The sequence below is a fragment of the Cyclobacteriaceae bacterium genome, from assembly GCA_025808415.1.
Lineage (GTDB): Bacteria > Bacteroidota > Bacteroidia > Cytophagales > Cyclobacteriaceae > UBA2336.
This window is the reverse complement of sequence record CP075525.1, coordinates 1,080,869-1,095,936: the sequence shown is the minus strand read 5'-3', so window position 1 is coordinate 1,095,936 and position 15,068 is coordinate 1,080,869. Positions and strand designations below refer to the sequence as shown.

Annotated in this window: 15 protein-coding genes; 9 read left to right on the top strand and 6 right to left on the bottom strand. The window is 43.7% G+C overall.

The window, feature by feature from the left end; translation table 11 throughout:
* Nucleotides 1-192 precede the first annotated feature (192 nt).
* The 5 genes from KIT51_05070 to KIT51_05050 form a co-directional block, all read right to left on the bottom strand.
* Nucleotides 193-615, bottom strand: coding sequence for a RidA family protein (locus tag KIT51_05070; protein ID UYN87634.1), 423 nt, complete (start codon nucleotides 613-615; stop codon nucleotides 193-195).
* A gap of 146 nt (nucleotides 616-761) precedes the next feature.
* Nucleotides 762-1,559, bottom strand: a complete 798-nt coding sequence (locus KIT51_05065; protein ID UYN87633.1) for a DUF4198 domain-containing protein — start codon at nucleotides 1,557-1,559, stop codon at nucleotides 762-764.
* A 5-nt stretch (nucleotides 1,560-1,564) separates the two neighbouring features.
* Complete coding sequence (locus KIT51_05060; GenBank protein ID UYN87632.1) at nucleotides 1,565-2,863, bottom strand: aminopeptidase P family protein; 1,299 nt, start codon at nucleotides 2,861-2,863, stop codon at nucleotides 1,565-1,567.
* 81 nt (nucleotides 2,864-2,944) lie between these two features.
* Nucleotides 2,945-3,403, bottom strand: a complete 459-nt coding sequence (locus KIT51_05055) for a DUF4199 domain-containing protein (GenBank protein ID UYN87631.1) — start codon at nucleotides 3,401-3,403, stop codon at nucleotides 2,945-2,947.
* A gap of 170 nt (nucleotides 3,404-3,573) precedes the next feature.
* Nucleotides 3,574-4,527 (bottom strand): S1/P1 Nuclease, encoded by a 954-nt coding sequence (locus KIT51_05050; protein ID UYN88499.1) that lies wholly within the window; start codon nucleotides 4,525-4,527, stop codon nucleotides 3,574-3,576.
* Between the two features lie 170 nt (nucleotides 4,528-4,697).
* Between KIT51_05050 and rpsT the strand changes: the two genes are divergently transcribed.
* The 7 genes from rpsT to rny all read left to right on the top strand — a co-directional run bounded on the left by rpsT (nucleotide 4,698) and on the right by rny (nucleotide 11,605).
* Nucleotides 4,698-4,952 (top strand): 30S ribosomal protein S20, encoded by a 255-nt coding sequence (gene rpsT, locus KIT51_05045; protein ID UYN87630.1) that lies wholly within the window; start codon nucleotides 4,698-4,700, stop codon nucleotides 4,950-4,952.
* A gap of 85 nt (nucleotides 4,953-5,037) precedes the next feature.
* Entirely contained in the window at nucleotides 5,038-5,739 is a 702-nt protein-coding gene (radC, locus tag KIT51_05040; GenBank protein ID UYN87629.1) for a DNA repair protein RadC, read from the top strand.
* Nucleotides 5,740-6,182: 443 nt separating this feature from the next.
* Nucleotides 6,183-6,803 carry a DUF1684 domain-containing protein gene (locus KIT51_05035; GenBank protein UYN87628.1) on the top strand — a complete coding sequence of 207 codons (621 nt, stop codon included), beginning with the start codon at nucleotides 6,183-6,185 and terminating at the stop codon, nucleotides 6,801-6,803.
* A 75-nt stretch (nucleotides 6,804-6,878) separates the two neighbouring features.
* Nucleotides 6,879-9,302: a phenylalanine--tRNA ligase subunit beta gene (gene pheT / locus KIT51_05030; GenBank protein UYN87627.1), complete on the top strand. Its 2,424-nt coding sequence runs from the start codon at nucleotides 6,879-6,881 to the stop codon at nucleotides 9,300-9,302.
* A gap of 64 nt (nucleotides 9,303-9,366) precedes the next feature.
* Nucleotides 9,367-9,663: a hypothetical protein gene (locus KIT51_05025; GenBank protein UYN87626.1), complete on the top strand. Its 297-nt coding sequence runs from the start codon at nucleotides 9,367-9,369 to the stop codon at nucleotides 9,661-9,663.
* 20 nt (nucleotides 9,664-9,683) lie between these two features.
* A complete protein-coding gene (locus KIT51_05020; protein UYN87625.1) occupies nucleotides 9,684-9,971 on the top strand; it encodes a cell division protein ZapA in 288 nt (95 codons plus the stop codon).
* Between the two features lie 65 nt (nucleotides 9,972-10,036).
* Nucleotides 10,037-11,605, top strand: coding sequence for a ribonuclease Y (rny, locus tag KIT51_05015; protein UYN87624.1), 1,569 nt, complete (start codon nucleotides 10,037-10,039; stop codon nucleotides 11,603-11,605).
* Between the two features lie 328 nt (nucleotides 11,606-11,933).
* On the opposite strand, the gene KIT51_05010 is transcribed toward rny, so the two are convergent.
* Nucleotides 11,934-12,812 carry a bile acid:sodium symporter family protein gene (locus tag KIT51_05010; protein ID UYN87623.1) on the bottom strand — a complete coding sequence of 293 codons (879 nt, stop codon included), beginning with the start codon at nucleotides 12,810-12,812 and terminating at the stop codon, nucleotides 11,934-11,936.
* Between the two features lie 127 nt (nucleotides 12,813-12,939).
* Between KIT51_05010 and KIT51_05005 the strand changes: the two genes are divergently transcribed.
* Both KIT51_05005 and KIT51_05000 read left to right on the top strand, forming a co-directional pair.
* Nucleotides 12,940-14,136 (top strand): tyrosine-type recombinase/integrase, encoded by a 1,197-nt coding sequence (locus KIT51_05005; GenBank protein UYN87622.1) that lies wholly within the window; start codon nucleotides 12,940-12,942, stop codon nucleotides 14,134-14,136.
* Between the two features lie 138 nt (nucleotides 14,137-14,274).
* A complete protein-coding gene (locus KIT51_05000; protein UYN87621.1) occupies nucleotides 14,275-14,835 on the top strand; it encodes a hypothetical protein in 561 nt (186 codons plus the stop codon).
* The last annotated feature ends 233 nt before the right edge of the window (nucleotides 14,836-15,068 follow it).

Sequence of the window (15,068 nt, the reverse complement as noted above, 5' to 3'; positions counted from 1 at the left end):
TCAATACACTCCAAACTACTACCCTTAAAAGGTCGAATTCTCGAAAATTATTACCTGCTAGTTTCATACAACAGTGGGGTTGTTGTTTAATTTATGACTAATAACAGGATTTTCGGGGAAAGGTTTCGAACCGGTGCAGACAAACGGTTGAAATCGTCCATTAGCCCCCAATAAAACAGGCCAATGAAGGCCCTAGCCTGCAGAAATTGTGGCTATGCATTTTAGCTCTATGGCAATTGGGGTAGGCAATGCGTTTACCTCCACCGTGGTGCGGCAAGGCTGGTTCTCCTTAAAGTACTCCGCATAGATCCGGTTGAAGGTGGCAAAGTCCGCTTTCATGTTGGTAAGAAATACCGTTACATCCACCAGGTTTTCCCACTGCGAACCAGAGGCTTCCAGGATATACCGAACATTCTGAAAAACGGAATGGCACTGTTCGGCTATATCATAGGCAACGATGTTGCCTGCGGCATCTAACGTAACGCCTGGGATTTCTTTTGACCCTTTTTTGCGTGGCCCTACCCCCGATAAAAAAAGCAGGCCGCCAACTTTGCGTGCGTGTGGATAAAGACCAACAGGTTCGGGTGCTTTATCGGAGTTGATAGATTGACTCATGATTTTTAAAAGTTTGGTCGGACACAATTTTACTCTTTAGTGACTTTGTGATTTCGTGGCAAGAAAAATTCCATGTCGTTAAGCCACAAAAACACTAAATCACTAACTCACAAAAAAGACGAATACCATCATTGAATACCTGGCTTTTAAAATCCAAATACCAAACTCCCCCAATAGCTCTGCCAATCGGCTCCTTCCTCCTTTGCGGGAACCATCTTCACACAACTTACCATCCATGCACCTGAATTGCTTAGCCGTGTTGTTATGGTGCCGTCTTTTTGAGTATAGGTATTTTGCATAAAGGTAGTGCCATCTTTTCTGTTCCAGACTTTAACCATCGTAAAAGGAAGTGGCTTGCCTTCAAACCATACCTGAAAAGTAATGTCATCGCCTTGCTTAACAGCATATGGATTCTTTACGGGTACAATTTCTAACGGCAGACCAACTTGCTTTTTAAAAGTATCATCTGTTTTAGTTCCGGTCTGTAGCAGAAGTTTTGCACACCGGGCATAATACTCTTTGGCAGGTTTATGCATTAAATTATTTTTCCTACGGAAAGCCAACACATCCTCCACACCATCTTCTTCAAGATAAGCATTGAATTTTTCTCCTTCCAGTTCAATGAAGGCGTTATTGCTTTGCATCACAAATAAATGGGTTCCTTCTTTAGTGAATTTAATCTCCAGGTTATTTCCTTCTCCCGGGTTTACGCTTTCAATAAGGCCCTCACTATAGGAACCCGCATGATGATCCAACCGTAGCAAGCGGTGCTTAGTTAAATTCCATCGCTCGCCTACAAAATTCTCACCCACCATAAAATTGATCTTCGCAGTTTCACCTATGGCAAACCTGAATTTATCAGGTTGCATCCAGAATTCGTGCGCTTGTGCGAGTACAGCAACAAAAGTTATTAGAAGAAAAGCTGCTGAGAATTTTCGTTTCATGTCCATTACTTTGAATTCATGAGGTCTTCTATCTCCTCAGCTTCAATGGGAATATTTTTCATCAAATCCTGAAGCCCGGTTTTGGTAATCACAACATTATTTTCCAGGCGGATGCCAAGAACTTCTTCTTTAATATAAATGCCGGGTTCTACGGTCCATACCATTCCCTCCTTCATTTTCGCAAACATATTTCCGGTATCGTGCACATCCAACCCCAAATGATGACCGGTACCATGCATAAAATACTTCATCACCACCGGTTTATCAGGATGTTGATTTTTAATATCAGTCTTATCAATAAGTTTTAGTTTCAACAACTCCCCTTCCATTACCTTCTGCACTTCTTTATGATAATCAAAATACATGGTGCCCGGTCGAAGTAATTTATAAGCCGCACGCTTTACGCGGAGCACGGCATTGTAAACATCCTTTTGTCGTTTGGTGAATTTACCACTTACCGGTATCACCCGCGTCATATCGGCATTGTAGTTTGCGTATTCGGCTCCCACATCTAATAAAATTACCTCACCGGCTTTACAGATACTGGTATTTTCAATGTAATGGAGCACGCAGGCATTGGCACCCGAGGCGATGATGGGTTCATAAGCGAACCCTCTTGAACCGTTGCGGATAAATTCATGAATAAATTCGGCTTCAATTTCATATTCCTTCACGCCAGGCTTCACAAATTTCAACACCCTGCGAAAAGACTTCTCCGTTATATCACAAGCCTTTTGCATCAATTCAATTTCGTATTTCGATTTCACTGCCCGCAAGGCAGACATGATGGGTGCAACACGTTCATACTTATGCAATGGATAACGTTCCTTACACGCTTTGATAAAGCGCGAGTCGCGGCTCTCCACACGTACTTCTGCCCGGTAATGTTCATTGGTATTTAAATACACGTTTTCCACACCTCCCATCACCATCATGGTGTTGAACACGCGGTGAAAATCGGATGTCCAAAGAATGGTTTCTATGCCTGTTACTTCATGCGCTTCCGCTTTGGTTAGTTTATGACCTTCCCAGGTGGCAATCTGCTCGTTAGTTTCGCGCAAAAACAACACCTCACGAAGTTTCTTATCCGGGTAATTCGGGCATATCACCAAAATAGTTTCTTCTTGGTCTACCCCGGTAAGGTAAAACAAATCACTATTCTGACGGAAACGCATCGTGCCATCGGCATTGGTGGGCATAATATCGTTGGCATTAAACACAGCTACCGAAGCGGGTTTTAGTTCCTTCACCAACCGTTTACGGTTTTGCACAAAAAGCTGGTTGTTGATTTGAGAATAGCGCATAACGTTAATATAAGTGCCTAAAATTAAAAAAACCTGCCGGGTAAGCCGACAGGTTTGTAGTTTATAATCAATTCTTAACGATTAGCCTTCGTTAGGTTCATCGGTATTAATGTAGTTAATCAACACAAAGGTTACGAGCAAACCGGAAAAAACACCCTCAAGGGCAACGATAAACGAAACGATATATGGATTAAGGAAGCGTCCCATAGGCTCGTGGTCGATGATGTATTGCATAAAGGGAACATCAATAAACGTAACATAAATGAAAAGGAATGCCGCAAAAGCCAGTGAAGCAATGGCACCGGTAGCCACACCCGTAACCAGCGCCCTGAAGTAATTGATGTGTTCGCCATGGGTATGCTGGAATTTTTTAAGGGCCATGTAAATACCACCCACCAGGATAACCACATTCAACAGCCGCAACTCAACAATGTTGAGTAACCCGGCAAACTTCATAATCAAAAAATAAGCGATAAGCCCTCCGGCTATCTTTAATCCGTAATTGATATGGAGCTGATTGGGATTGGAGAAAACATTCATAGCTAATGGATTTGGTTTACCGAATTATTGAATTTTCCCACAGAATATCAAGTACTTTGCTGTATATAATTGCTGATGGCCAGGCCACTTTGTCTAATTTTCTTTGGGTCGCACTGCAAGTCATCTCAAAAATCATCCTACACTTTGGTAAATCGGCTTGCCGAAGGCCTCTAGTGATCCGGTTCGGTTTCATGCTTGCGGGTATGTACCTGGTGCTGGTGCTGTTTCCACTCTTCCATTTCCTTTCTGCGTTGGGCAAGTTCAGCCTCAGTAGGCTTGTAGTTGATCAGGGATTTCATATCCGGTTGTCCGGCATCCACCCAGGCCGAATACCAGAAATCACCAATCGATTTTAAGGAAGCGCGCATTTGCCGTTCTACTATACCCTTTAATGCATCGTGATAGGCTTTTGAAAACTCGTATGAATAAACCTTTATCGTTTGTTTGCCACGACTTTCAAACGAGTACTTCTTTTCACCCATTTCAAAAGTAAGTTGGCGTTCAACCGCGAACACTTCTTTCAAATGCTGGTGGGTTGTTTCAATAATTTTCCAGGCTTCGAGTTGCGGATTTTCGATGTAGGCTGCCTTACCTGCAAAAAAATCATACTCGGCCGAAAACAATTCAGGCAAGCGCGATTCCCAAAAGGCATGTATTCCCTCCTGCCCGGTTAATTGCCCGTTGTAATTTTCGGTGGTATGCAAGGGCACGTGGGCATCGGCAAGGTAATGACCAAGATCAGCCGAAAGGCTTAAAATCCTTGCCGGGTCTCTTACCAGAAAAGCATCTTTTAGGCGGTAGTATATCACATTGATGTGCCACGGTAAAATACCGTATGCTTTCAGGGTATCCTCGCCATACTGTTCTACGGCTTCCTTCCAGTAGCGGGGCATGGTATAAATGGCGCTGTCGCCAAAGTGGTCAATATCGATGTAGTGGCGCGGGGCCTCATCCACCACGGCAAAGCGTCTGCGGTCGGCATTTACAGAAGCTTCGGTTATATAGCCTATGTTGGCTTTATAAAATCCTATCATTTCAGGCGGAAGGGTAAAAACAGCCAACCGGTTAATCTGCCTATGGGCATGAAAACCCCACCCTGCCAGAAGAAACAGGCTGATAAGCATGATTAAACCAATAATCCATCTGTTCATTACCTTAAATTGAAAAAAAATATCCAATTCAGCTCAAAACGCTCACTTTTCAAGGCTTTTCAGCAGAATTCATTGAAGACGCCCTTTGCAAATAAGATGAATACAATTACCTTTGCAGTCCTTAAAAAGTAAGGTCATAAGATATGGCAAACCACAAATCAGCAGAGAAAAGGATACGGGCCAATGAGGCTAAGCGTGTAAGGAACCGCTACCAGCATAAGACAACCCGCACATTCATCAAAAAATTGCGCACAACTACTGTTAAGTCCGAGGCAGAAGCCCTTTTAAAGGAGGTTTCGGCCCTGATTGATAAACTGGCGAAGAAAAACATCATTCATTGGAAAAAGGCCGCTAACCAAAAGTCAAGCCTTACTAAATACGTTAACAAGTTGGCTTAATCAGCCTTTTAATAACACCCCGAAACCCTGGCAGCAACGCCAGGGTTTCTTTTTTCTATAAGTTGCCATTCTTTATTTTAGGCAAATGAAGGATGAAAAGACCGGCTTTTTGAACATCAAAAAATGGGCAGCCGAAGACAGGCCCCGTGAAAAACTATTGCTGAAAGGAACTGCTGCCCTTTCCGACACTGAATTGATCGCCATCTTGCTGGGAACGGGCACCGCCTCCATGAGTGCCGTTGATGTGGCCAAGAACATTTTAAAAAACGTAGATAACAACCTGGACGCATTAGCCAGGCTCTCGGTAAAGGACCTGATGAAGATAAAAGGAATTGGCGAAGCCAAAGCCATTACCATTGTGAGCGCACTTGAGTTAGGCCGCAGGCGAAAAGAAGTAAGCACACAGGAACGACCAAAAATTTCTTCTTCACAAGATGCCTTCGAAGCGTTAAAAGGCGACCTGATGGATATACCGCACGAAGAATTCTGGATAGTGATGATGAACCGAGCCCATCGTATAATCAAAAAACAGAAGATAAGCCTGGGCGGAGTTCACGGCACCGTGGCCGATCCTAAAATAATATTCAAAGTGGCCTTGGAAGAACTGGCCAGCGGCATCATCGTTGCCCACAATCATCCTTCCGGAAACCTTACACCCAGCCAGCAGGATATTGACCTCACCAAAAAACTAAAAGAAGCCGGTAAGCTTTTGGAAATTCAACTGCTCGACCACCTGATAGTTGCCGGAAAAAACTACTATAGTTTTGCCGATGAAGGATTGTTGTAAGTCGTAATTAATCCGGGAATTGTCATTATAAATTAGTTCAGACATAAATATATGACGAATCCTGACAGCGAACCGTCAGGATTGTCAGGATTAACCCTGACATTGAAAATGAAGGAAGACTTACTCTTAGAACCAACTTTCAACTGCTTCATTTTCAATCGTCAGCACCTTGTGCAAAAAAGTCTAATGAATTTTTTGGGTTAATTTTTGTCACTCCGCAATCCCTTCACAAATCAAATGTTGGTAAAATAAAGTTTTTTCAGTGTACTCAGACTGCACATCAGCCAATCTTCGGACTGGCAGGGGCATGCGGGGATTGGGCGCAGCGCTGGATGAGTACACGGGGCCATGCGGCCCGGGAGCAAATTTTAAATCAGCAAAACTCTTACTTTCGTGAATTAGTGTTTAGTGTCCCATAAACTAGCTATCCATAATTTTTCTGTATGAACAGAACTAAAATAATTATCATGATTGCCATTGTTGTTGCTGCCATTACCCTGATCTATTCCTTTATAGGGCAAGATGATACCTCTTACATTACCAAAATTCAGAAACAGCGCGAGGAGAAAGATCGCTTCATGCGCACCGCATCCGACTCTCCCTTTGCCGATAATTTCGCTGCCTATAAAGGGCTCAATTGGTTTGCCCCCGACAAAAAATATCAGGTTAAGGCCCGACTCATAGCCGTTGAAAACAAAAAAATGGTGGAGCTTCCTACAAGCGATGGTAAAACCAAACGCTACATGGAATATGCTTATGCCGAATTTAAACTAGACGGAAAAGAGCAACGCCTATTGATTTTGGAAATTATTGACATGGGCCCCTACAAGGGAACACTTTTCCTCGCTTTTGGCGATGAAACGAGCGCCCGCGAAACGTATGGTGCAGGCCGGTATCTCGATGTAAAAAAACCACGCGGACTAAGTACCGTTATACTTGATTTTAATGAAGCCTACAATCCCTACTGCGCATACAACGATAAATATTCATGCCCGCTTCCACCAACTGAAAATTTGTTGACGATACCTATTTACGCAGGCGAAAAAAACTATAAATCAAATTGAATCCCCGGATCAGAGAGGATGGGCGTGAGGTTTCCCCTCCTTTTCTTACTTTTGCCGATTAACCGCTTTTAAGTAATGACCATCTCCTACAACTGGCTCAAAGAGTACATCAATATCCACGAATCGCCCGAAGAAATCGGGCAAGTATTAACCGGCACCGGACTGGAGGTTGAATACATTGAACCATTTTCAACCGTTAAAGGAGGTTTGGCCGGTTTAGTAATTGGCGAGGTGCTTACATGTACTAAACATCCCAATGCCGATAAACTTTCTGTTACCACGGTTCATGTTGGTGGAGATAAAGTTTTGCCCATTGTGTGCGGAGCTTCGAATGTAAAGGCAGGCCAAAAAGTAGTGGTGGCTATTCCGGGAACAACCCTGTTTCCTTTCAAAGGTGATCCCTTCACCATTAAATCAACCAAAATCAGAGGTGAGCAATCCGAAGGGATGATCTGTGCAGAAGATGAAATGGGGTTGGGCGATAACCACGAAGGTATTATTGTGTTGGATACGAAACTACCCAACGGAACACCGGCATCAGAATATTATTACATCCAATCCGACTATGCTATTGAAATCGGGTTAACACCTAACCGTGCCGATGCCGCTTCGCACCTTGGCGTGGCCCGCGACATTAAAGCCGCGCTTAACCGTGAACTCAACTGGCCATCAGTCGATTCCTTTAAAACCGATAACCATAAACTACCCCTTGCAGTATCGGTAGAAAACCCGCAGGCGTGCCCGCGCTATTCTGGCATTACACTCACCGGCATTACCGTGGCTGAATCGCCTGCATGGTTAAAAGCCCGGCTGCAAACCATTGGTCTCACACCCATTAACAACATCGTTGACATTACTAACTATGTTTTACACGAAACCGGCCAACCGCTGCATGCTTTTGATGCAGATGAAATTACCGGCAACAAAGTGATTGTAAAAACATTGCCGCACAACACACCTTTTGTTACCCTTGATGGCAAGGAAAGAAAACTGCTCGCCACTGATTTGATGATCTGCAATGCAGGAGAAGGCCCGCAGGCAGGAATGTGTATGGCAGGTGTGTTTGGTGGCGCCAAATCAGGCATAACGGAAAAAACAAAAAATATCTTTTTAGAAAGCGCCCATTTCTCGGCCGATTACGTCCGCAGAACATCCATGCACCATGGTTTAAAAACCGATGCATCGTTCCGTTTTGAGCGTGGTACCGATCCGAACATAACCGTGTACGCGCTTAAGCGTGCAGCGTTACTAATAAAAGAAATTGCCGGGGGCGAAATCTCATCCGACATCGTAGATATTTACCCCAACAAAATCAAAAACAAAACCATACTGGTAAAAGATAAAAACGTGAACCGGCTAATTGGCAAAGCCATTCCGCGCCAGGAAGCCATAGCCATTTTAAACAGGCTTGATATTGAGGTCACCGAATCTGCAGATGGGCACTATACTGTATCCGTTCCGCCTTACCGTGTTGACGTAACACAGGAGGCCGATGTTATTGAAGAGATCCTTCGCATTTACGGGTTTAATAACATCGAATTAAAAGAATATGCCGGATCGGATTACATAGCCGAATTCCCATCCAACGACATCAATAAATTCAAAAACACGTTAGGCAGCCTGTTGGTAAACAACGGCTTTTACGAAATCTGGACCAACTCATTAACCAATGAAGCCTGGCAGGCCAAACACAAGTTTACCTTTGAAGGTGAGCCGGTGCATATCCTCAACAAGCTTAGCGAAGAACAAGGCATATTGCGCCAAACGATGCTGTTTACCGGTCTTGAAGTATGTGCATACAACATAAACCGCAAGCAAAAAGACCTTAAATTGTTTGAATTCGGAAAGGTTTATTTTAAAAACACCGGCCACTACCACGAACAAGAAAGGCTTGCGCTCTACATCAGCGGCAACACCGAAACAGAAAACTGGCAACACAAAACTGCCAGCGTATCATTTTATGATATGGCCCAATTCGTCTACCAACTTATCCAAAAGGTAGGTGTTGCCGTAAAACAACAACAGGTTGCCGATCCGTTGTTCGACTATGCCGTGCAACTCACGCTCAACAATAAGCCGCTCGGTAAATTCGGAAAAGTAAAAGCTGCTTTACAGAAAGATTTCGGCATAAAGCAAGATATATTTTATGGCGAGCTGGATACAAACTTGCTTTTCACTAGTTCAAACCCTAAGTTAGTAGTGAAGGAGGTAGCAAAATACCCCGAAGTGCGGAGAGATTTGTCGCTTGTGCTGGACAGGAACGTGAGCTTTGAAGAAGTACAAAAGCTTGTGCAGGCAACCGAGAAGCGACTGATACGGGAAATCATTACATTTGATGTGTACGAGGGAGATAAAATCCCGGAAGGAAAAAAAGCTTATGCATTGGGCTTTACCTTACAGGATGAAGCCAAGACCCTTACGGATGAGGAGATCGATTCAACCATGCAGCGCCTGATAACGGCTTTTGAGCAAACGTTGGGCGCGGTAATTAGAAAATAAAAAAACGTTCTTCCGCAGGCGAGCTGCGCTGCGGTAGGAACCGGAAACCTGAAAACCTTAATTCATGAACCAGGAACTTCTAAAATCCAACCTCAACGGTCTGGAACGCAAGATTTTAGTGTTGGTAAACGAGCACAAGAAACTCAAGGCGGAAATTACATCGTTAAAAACTGAAAACCAGGAGCTTAAAGCGGGCATCCACAGCCGCGATGAGCAACTGGCCAATTTTAAAAATCAAATTAAAATCTCTAAAATTGTGGATAACATTAGTCCGGAAGACGGAAGTGTTTCGGAGCTGAAAAGGAAAGTGGACGATTATATACAGGAAATTGATAAGTGTATTGCGTACCTAAGCCGGTAGTTAACTGTAAGAACGTTTAAATGGAGGAATTATCAATACGGATTAAAATTGCGGACCGTGATTACCCGATGAAGGTAAAGGCTCACGAAGAAGAAAGGGTAAGGACCGCAAGCCGTCTCATCAATGAAAAGATAAAATCTTACAGGGAACAGTTCGGAATTGACGATAAGCAAGATTTACTGGCCATGGTGGCTTTTGACAGCCTGGTTGAAAAAATGAAAACCGAAGAAAACCATCAGGAAATTGACCAAACCGTATTTGAGAAAGTAAATCAACTGAATTACCTCGTTTCGCAGTCCATCCTTTAACACTCCTAAAATCCTTCCATACTGTGTAGTCTTTCGGGTTTTATAAACCCTTAACAACACTACGTATGTCTGAATTAGCCATAATCATTTCCGCAAGCGCGCTTGGCGCCATTGTGGTAGGCCTTGGGTTCGGCACCTTGCTGTACAAACGCAAATACAGCAGGCGCCAAAAAGAAGTTGATGACAAGGCAAAGCTCATTTTAAAAGAGGCCGAAATAGCAGCCGAAAACCTGAAGAAGGACAAAATCCTGGAAGCGAAAGAGAAAATCCTCAAAATGAAATCCGAGTTTGAGGAAGAAGCCAACCGCAAAAAAAACCAGATCATCTCCAACGAACAGAAAATCAAACAACGCGAACAGCAGGTAAACCGCGAATTGGAACAGGCAAAACGCAAAGAAGCCGACCTTACCGAAACCCAGCAAAACCTGGCACACCAGCTTGAACTGGTGAAAAAGCGCAAAGAAGAGCTTGATCGTTTTAACGAACAAAAAATTGAAATACTCGAAAACATTTCAAAGCTAACAGCCGATGAAGCACGCGAACAGCTAATAGCTTCTTTGAAAGATGAGGCCCAAACAAAGGCATCATCGTACATAAAAGACATTATGGAACAGGCCAAGCTTACGGCTACCAAAGAAGCCCGTAAGATTGTAATTGAAACCATACAGCGTACCGCCACCGAACATGCCATTGAAAATTGTGTCTCGGTATTCAATATCGAAAGCGATGACATCAAAGGGAAAATAATCGGCCGCGAAGGGCGCAACATACGCGCGCTGGAAGCCGCTACAGGCGTTGAAATTATTGTTGACGATACACCCGAGGCTATTATCATCTCCGGATTTGACCCGGTGCGCAGGGAAATAGCCCGTTTATCGTTGCACCGGTTGGTGCAGGATGGCCGCATCCACCCTGCGCGCATTGAAGAAATCGTGGCCAAAACCACTAAAAACATTGAAGACGAAATTGTTGAAACAGGCGAACGTACCGTAATTGATTTGGGCATACATGGCCTTCACCCCGAACTGGTGCGCATGGTGGGCCGTATGCGCTTCCGTTCGTCATACGGACAAAACCTGTTGCAACACTCGCGCGAGGTAGCCAACCTGTGCGCCATTATGGCGGCCGAACTTGGTTTAAACGTGAAGCAAGCCAAGCGTGCCGGATTGTTGCACGACATTGGAAAAGTATGGCCCGAAGAATTGGAAAAGCCCCACGCCATTGCCGGCATGGAACTGGCGCAGAAGTACAAAGAACACCCCATAGTGTGCAACGCCATTGGCGCCCACCACGATGAAATTGAAATGACCAATCCGGTTTCGCCCATTGTACAGGCTTGCGATGCACTGAGTGGCGCGAGACCCGGTGCAAGGCGCGAGGTAATGGAACAATACATAAAACGCCTGCGCGAACTGGAAGAACTGGCCAGCAGCTTTGATGGGGTGGAGAAATGCTATGCCATACAAGCCGGACGTGAGTTGCGCGTAATCCTGGATGCCGAAAAAGTTACAGACGACCGCGCCAGCCAGTTGAGCTTTGACATCTCACAAAAAATTGAACGCGATATGCAGTATCCTGGCCAAATTAAAGTTACTGTTATACGTGAAATGCGTTCTGTTGCTTACGCAAAGTAGTAGCCTGACATAAGTAGTAAGACGTAAGACCGAAAGGCTTTTAGCGTTACGCTTTAAGCCTTTTTCTTTTACGATAGTCCGGAATTCTGCCAATTATAGTTCGCTATCTTTATTTTTTTCAGCATGTTCAGACAACGCCTTGGCCAATCTTTGGTCTGGCAGGGGAATGTGCGCCTGCCTGCCGAAACGACAGTACAGGCAGGGATTGGGCACTGCGTTGGATGAACATGCGGGGCCATGCGGCCCGGGAGCAAAAAATACCTGTTCTTTAGGCTTAACTAAAAAGGTTTCATTTGTATAACCACCAAATTGATTGCCAAAGTAATCTTCAGGCTTTATCAAACATAAACGTACGGCTGAAAAAATACACCGCTATTCCACCGGTAACAAACATAATAAGCGAATAGATAGCAGCCGGAATAGACATCTGCGAATTATTCAGCAACATGCTGCTGGTGGCTATCGCAATAGCCAGGGTGCCGTTTTGAATGCCCGATTCGATGGCAATAGCCGAACGCTGGGGGTGACTAAGGTTTAACAACTTACTAATGCCATACGCAACCGTTAGGATGACCAGGTTGATGAGCAATGTGATGACACCTACCTGGGCAAAAAAATCAGCCAGGTTTGCCCGCTCTTTAAGGATTGCACCTAAGATAATTATGGTTATAAAAAGTGCCGATGCGATTTTCACCGGCTTTTCGGCACGCTTTGAGGCTTTTGGTGATTTCCACCTCAACAACATACCAATCGATACCGGTATGATGGTAATCACTACAATCTGTAACATCGTTTTTAGTACCGGCAATTCCACATATTTTCCTTCCCCAATAAAATGTTCCATCGAAAGATTAACAAAAAAGGGTATCGTAAATACTGTTACCATACTGGATATAGCCGTTAACGTAATCGACAAAGCAACATCGGCCCGCGCCAAATTTGATAGCAGGTTTGATGTAGCACCACCCGGACAAAACGCCAACAGCATAACACCCACGGCCAATTCGGGCGGCAGGCTTATTAGCTTGAGCATACCAAAGGCAATAACAGGCAGCACAACCAATTGACTGACAAGCCCAACAAATGTTGCCTTCGGAAACAGTGCTATGCGTTTAAAATCATCCAGCGTAAGCGACAGCCCCATGCCGAGCATGATAATGCCCAGGGCTACCGGTAAAAATATTTCTGTTAAAATGTTGGCCTGCATACATGGTGGGTTTTGGTGTTTTAAGATACTAAAAAAATCATGGTTACCGCCCTAATGGTTTCCTTTCGCTATATTCGTCATGCTTTAATCCCAAAACCAAAAGGCTATGTTGGCTAAAACAATTACGGTGAAAAGGATTCGCCATCGCGATATGAACTGCCTGGCACTTTTTTTTCCTAAAAACCAGGAGATCATCAACCATGTTAAGAAAATTCCGGGCATAAAATACAGTGCCACACATACCTGTTGGTACTTGCAAGAGACAAAAGATGCATGGGGTATGATTTATGATGGGTTAAAAGGAAAAGTTTGGCTCGATTACACTGCGGTCAAGAAAACACAAATCGAAAAAAACAAAGTTGAACGTACGCAACCCGATAAAGAACCTGTGCACGAAGAAATGCCGCTTTCACCAAAACTTATTGAGCCGATTGCCAATCAACAATCATATTCAGAAATCCACAATAGTATTCTTGAACAAATCCGTAAGAAACTAAAATTCAAGAACTACAGCCCATCGACTATTAAAACATATACCGAGCAGTTCAAATTGTTCATGCAATTTTTCCCAAATAGCCATCCGGAGGTGTTAGGGGAAGAAGAAATACAGCATTACATGATGCACCTGATTGAAAACAAAAAGCTTAGCGTTTCCACACAAAACCAGGCCATTAATGCCATTAAGTTTTACTATGAGAAAATACTAAAGCAAGACCGTAAAGTTTACGACCTGGAACGCCCGATGAAGGAAAAGAAACTTCCTGAAGTACTAAGCCAGGAAGAAGTGATGGCCATTTTTGACGCTGCCGCAAACCTTAAGCATCGTTGTATGCTCGCAATACTATATGCCTCGGGATTAAGGCGCAGCGAGTTACTTAACTTACGGATAGGCGACATTGATTTTCATCGCAATGCTGTGTTGGTGCGCGGAGGTAAAGGCCGAAAAGACAGGCATACTGTGATGGCCCAGAGCCTTATGCCACTTGTTGAACAATACCTGGCAGAATATAAACCAAAATTCTGGTTGTTTGAAGGTGCCACCGGTAAGCAATACAGTGCGGCCAGTTTACAGCAAGTACTCAAAAAAGCTTCCTACAAAGCCGGAATACGTAAAAACGTCAGGCTTCATATGTTAAGGCATTCGTTTGCTACGCATTTGCTGGAATCGGGTACCTCAACCCGGTATATCCAAGTATTGCTTGGGCATGATTCCCCTAAAACAACAGAAATTTATGCCCAGGTTACCCGCTTTGGTCTGGACAAAGTAATGAGCCCATTGGACCATTTAGCCGCCACAAAACAGTTGCGGAGTAATGACCAGTAACAGAGTTATACAAAAAAAATATCCAATAAATTTAACTGGAAATAGGCTTTTTAGGGATAAAATTTGACCTAATGCCAAAGATGAAATATATTCAATGCATAAACCCAAACGTTAGCGGCAAGGCAAATATCGAGTGACATGACTTACGACTTTTATGCAGACAAAAGCGACAAAATAGAAATACTTAATTTCATTTTTCGCGAGACAGATTTACAAATATTTGACTGTGACTCCGCATTTGGACAAGAGATAAATGAATACAAAACGACTGACGACATAAATTTAAAATTCGATTTAGAAAGCGGTGGACAATTCGCCACTACATTTCAACTATGGACACCGAGATTTAAGGGGGACTTGAATTTTAGAAAAGTAGACTTAGACCCTAAACACTGTAATGGGCACACGTTTCGTTACTCGACTGACGGCTGGGGACTAATTCAGTTATACTTTGGCGGACTAAAGAATAATGAGTTAAATCGGTCACACATTGGACATCAAAGTGAAAAAAGAGCATTGACTTGGGAGACCAATAACAAAGAGATGGGACGAGTAAATAAGTGGGACTGGAAAGAAGTTGAACAAACTGGACGTAAGCTCAAATACCAAATCAATAAAATGGCAGTGAGAAAAATTAACACGTTTGGTGTTTTAATTGGAGCGGACAAATTGGAAGGACAAGGAATTAAGTTTAGGTGAATTTGCCCAGCCGCTAACAAAATGTTTCTGCAATGGTGCCGTGACGAGTTGGTATTAAGTTTTATCTTCGTTCAACGTTTGGTTTCGTGGGACAGGACGCGGCTTCGAAAAGGCACCACTGCAGAAACACAAACGTTGGCGGTTATGCCTCCAGAACGTCCAAAAATCAAGAAAAATACGTAAAATAACATTTCCCAATACGGGAACTTTTGCGTACCTTTGACAAAAGATTA

Coding starts and splice junctions, on each gene's coding strand:
- KIT51_05070 (UYN87634.1), bottom strand. CDS start 615: ATGAGTCAATCTATCAACTCCGATAAAGCACCCGAACCTGTTGGTCTT.
- KIT51_05065 (UYN87633.1), bottom strand. CDS start 1,559: ATGAAACGAAAATTCTCAGCAGCTTTTCTTCTAATAACTTTTGTTGCT.
- KIT51_05060 (UYN87632.1), bottom strand. CDS start 2,863: ATGCGCTATTCTCAAATCAACAACCAGCTTTTTGTGCAAAACCGTAAA.
- KIT51_05055 (UYN87631.1), bottom strand. CDS start 3,403: ATGAATGTTTTCTCCAATCCCAATCAGCTCCATATCAATTACGGATTA.
- KIT51_05050 (UYN88499.1), bottom strand. CDS start 4,527: ATGCTTATCAGCCTGTTTCTTCTGGCAGGGTGGGGTTTTCATGCCCAT.
- rpsT (UYN87630.1), top strand. CDS start 4,698: ATGGCAAACCACAAATCAGCAGAGAAAAGGATACGGGCCAATGAGGCT.
- radC (UYN87629.1), top strand. CDS start 5,038: ATGAAGGATGAAAAGACCGGCTTTTTGAACATCAAAAAATGGGCAGCC.
- KIT51_05035 (UYN87628.1), top strand. CDS start 6,183: ATGAACAGAACTAAAATAATTATCATGATTGCCATTGTTGTTGCTGCC.
- pheT (UYN87627.1), top strand. CDS start 6,879: ATGACCATCTCCTACAACTGGCTCAAAGAGTACATCAATATCCACGAA.
- KIT51_05025 (UYN87626.1), top strand. CDS start 9,367: ATGAACCAGGAACTTCTAAAATCCAACCTCAACGGTCTGGAACGCAAG.
- KIT51_05020 (UYN87625.1), top strand. CDS start 9,684: ATGGAGGAATTATCAATACGGATTAAAATTGCGGACCGTGATTACCCG.
- rny (UYN87624.1), top strand. CDS start 10,037: ATGTCTGAATTAGCCATAATCATTTCCGCAAGCGCGCTTGGCGCCATT.
- KIT51_05010 (UYN87623.1), bottom strand. CDS start 12,812: ATGCAGGCCAACATTTTAACAGAAATATTTTTACCGGTAGCCCTGGGC.
- KIT51_05000 (UYN87621.1), top strand. CDS start 14,275: ATGACTTACGACTTTTATGCAGACAAAAGCGACAAAATAGAAATACTT.